The following is a 3,143-nucleotide window of genomic DNA, read 5'->3' as shown; positions in this document are numbered from 1 at the left end:
CGCCCACTGCGCACCCGCCGCGACCTCCCGCAGATTGTGCGGCGGGATGTTCGTGGCCATACCGACGGCGATGCCGGCCGAGCCGTTGATCAGCAGGTTCGGGAACCGCGCCGGCAGGACCGTCGGCTCCTGGTTACGGCCGTCGTAGTTGTCCGTGAGGTCGACGGTGTCCTCGTCGATGTCCCGGAGCATCTCCATCGACAGCGGCATCATCTTGCACTCGGTGTACCGCATGGCCGCGGCCGGGTCGTTGCCCGGGGAACCGAAGTTGCCGTTGGAATCCACCAGCGGCATCCGCATCGACCACGGCTGCGCCAGCCGGACGAGCGCGTCGTAGATCGAGGAGTCGCCGTGCGGGTGGTACGTACCCATGACGTCACCGACGACGCGGGCGCACTTGTAGAAGCCCTTCTCGGGCCGGTAGCCGCCGTCGTACATCGCGTACAGCACACGCCGGTGGACGGGCTTGAGGCCGTCCCGTACGTCGGGCAGCGCGCGCGACACGATGACGGACATCGCGTAGTCGAGATACGAGCGCTGCATCTCCGTCTCGAGCCCGACCGGCTCGACGCGCAGGGCCAGGCCCTCCGCGGCGGTGACGGTCTCCGGGGCGCCGGGGTCGGGGACGGCGGGCGTGTCAGGGGTGTGAGGGGTGTTCTCGTCGGCCATTGCTGGTCAGTGTTCCTTTCGGCCTTTTCGAATCCGTGAGCTGAGATCCGTCGGCTGTGACCGACTCAGATGTCGAGGAAGCGGACGTCCTTGGCGTTGCGCTGGATGAAGGAGCGCCGTGCCTCGACGTCCTCACCCATCAGCACCGAGAACAGATCGTCGGCCTGGGCGGCGTCGTCCAGGGTGACCTGGCCGAGCACGCGGTGGTCGATGTCCATGGTGGTGACCCGCAGCTCCTCGGCGTTCATCTCGCCCAGACCCTTGAAGCGCTGGATCGAGTCCTCGCGGATCCGCTTGCCGTTCTGCTTGCCCAGCTCGACCAGGGCGTCGCGCTCGCGGTCGGAGTACGCGTACTCGAAGTCGTCGCGGCCCCACTTGATCTTGTAGAGCGGCGGACGCGACAGATAGACGTGCCCGGCCTCGACCAGCGGCCGCATGAAGCGGAACAGGAACGTCAGCAGCAGCGTGTTGATGTGCTGTCCGTCGACATCGGCGTCCGCCATCAGGATGATCTTGTGATAGCGGAGCTTCTCGATGTCGAAGTCCTCGTGCACACCCGTGCCGAACGCCGAGATCAGCGCCTGCACCTCGGTGTTCTGGAGGATCTTGTCGATCCGCGCCTTCTCGACGTTGAGGATCTTGCCGCGGATCGGCAGGATCGCCTGGTACATCGGGTTGCGGCCGGACTTCGCGGAACCGCCGGCCGAGTCGCCCTCGACGATGAAGATCTCGCACTTGGACGGGTCGTTCGACTGGCAGTCGCTCAGCTTGCCGGGCAGCGACGCGCTCTCCAGCAGGCCCTTGCGGCGGGTGAGGTCGCGTGCCTTACGGGCGGCGACCCGGGCCGTGGCGGCCTGGATCGACTTGCGGATGATGTCCGCCGCCTCGTTCGGATTGCGGTCGAACCAGTCCGTCAGATGCTCGTGGACGACCTTCTGGACGAAGGTCTTCGCCTCGGTGTTGCCCAGCTTGGTCTTCGTCTGGCCCTCGAACTGGGGCTCGCCCAGCTTCACCGAGATGATCGCCGTCAGACCCTCACGGATGTCCTCGCCGGTGAGATTGTCGTCCTTCTCCCGCAGGAACTTCTTCTCGCGCGCGTACCGGTTGACCAGACCGGTCAGAGCGGCCCGGAACCCCTCTTCGTGCGTGCCGCCCTCATGCGTGTGGATGGTGTTCGCGAAGGAGTACACACCCTCGCTGTACTGCGCGTTCCACTGCATCGCGATCTCGACGGAGAGCAGCCGCTCCTTGTCCTCGGCCTCCACGTCGATGACCGTCGGATGGATCAGCTCGCCCTTGCGCGAGTTGAGGTACTTCACGAAGTCGACGATGCCGCCCTCGTAGTAGTACTTGACCGTACGGGCCGGCTCCTCCGCCGTGCCCTCGGCGACGTCCGTGCCCGCGACATCGGCGCCGACGACGGCCTTGGCCGACTCGCGCTCGTCCGTCAGGGTCAGGGTCAGGCCCTTGTTGAGGAAGGCCATCTCCTGGAAACGGCGGGACAGCGTCTCGAAGGAGTACTCCGTCGTCTCGAAGATGTCCGCGTCGGCCCAGAAGGTGACCGTCGTACCGGAGTCGCCCGTCTCCTCGTTGCGGAGCAGCGGAGCCGTCGGCACACCGAGCTTGTAGTCCTGCGTCCAGCGGTAACCGTCGCGCTTGACCTCGACCGCGACCTTCGACGAGAGCGCGTTGACGACCGAGACACCGACGCCGTGCAGACCGCCGGAGACGGCGTAGCCGCCGCCGCCGAACTTGCCGCCCGCGTGCAGCACCGTGAGCACGACCTCGATGGCCGGCTTGTTCTCGGACGGCACGATGTCCACCGGGATACCGCGGCCGTTGTCGATCACGCGCACCCCGCCGTCGGCGAGGATGGTGACGTCGATGGTGTTCGCGTGCCCCGCCAGGGCCTCGTCGACGGAGTTGTCGACGACCTCGTACACCAAGTGATGCAGTCCACGCTCACCGGTCGAGCCGATGTACATACCGGGCCGCTTGCGGACCGCGTCAAGGCCCTCGAGCACGGTGATGGCACTGCCGTCGTACGAGGCGGTCACCTCGCCGTTCTCACCGGTGGCGGCGGACGGAGTCTTCTCATTGGGGTTGCCGGAATCGGCCACGAAGCGCCCTTTCTGGCACAGCACAGGCCGTCCTCCGAGCAAGCGGGACCGGCTGCGTCGTTCGGCTTGTGTCAGCATCTGTTGACGGTTCCCGCAAGCACAGCGGGATTTCCCATCAGTCTACCGGTAGCGCCGACCCGAATGGGGGTTTGCCGGTACCTGAGTCCGCATGTGCCGCCCTGAATGAGCGCCTACCGACTCCCCATATTCGGGAAGGGGCTCCAAGAGGCTCACACGGGCATTGAGCGCTTCGGGCTGTCAACCTCCCGCTACGGTGAGGGACACCTCGGTCTTCCCGGGCGCTCCCGCAGGTCGGCGGGCGGGTCGGAGGCGGGAGGACGCGCGGGAGGGACG

At 66.6% G+C, this 3,143-nt stretch carries 2 protein-coding genes; both read right to left on the bottom strand.

The features are described 5' to 3' along the window. Positions 1–669 (bottom strand): DNA gyrase subunit A (locus tag BFF77_RS32280; RefSeq protein ID WP_281196674.1); only part of this gene is annotated, 669 nt, incomplete at its 3' end. A 65-nt stretch (positions 670–734) separates the two neighbouring features. Next, positions 735–2,813, bottom strand: a complete 2,079-nt coding sequence (gyrB, locus tag BFF77_RS32275) for a DNA topoisomerase (ATP-hydrolyzing) subunit B (protein ID WP_066957123.1) — start codon at positions 2,811–2,813, stop codon at positions 735–737. Positions 2,814–3,143: the final 330 nt, after the last annotated feature.

Source organism: Streptomyces lushanensis (genome assembly GCF_001700515.1).
Lineage (GTDB): Bacteria > Actinomycetota > Actinomycetes > Streptomycetales > Streptomycetaceae > Streptomyces > Streptomyces lushanensis.
Note: the sequence above shows the minus strand (reverse complement) of the source record. Positions and strands in the feature narration are given on the sequence as shown.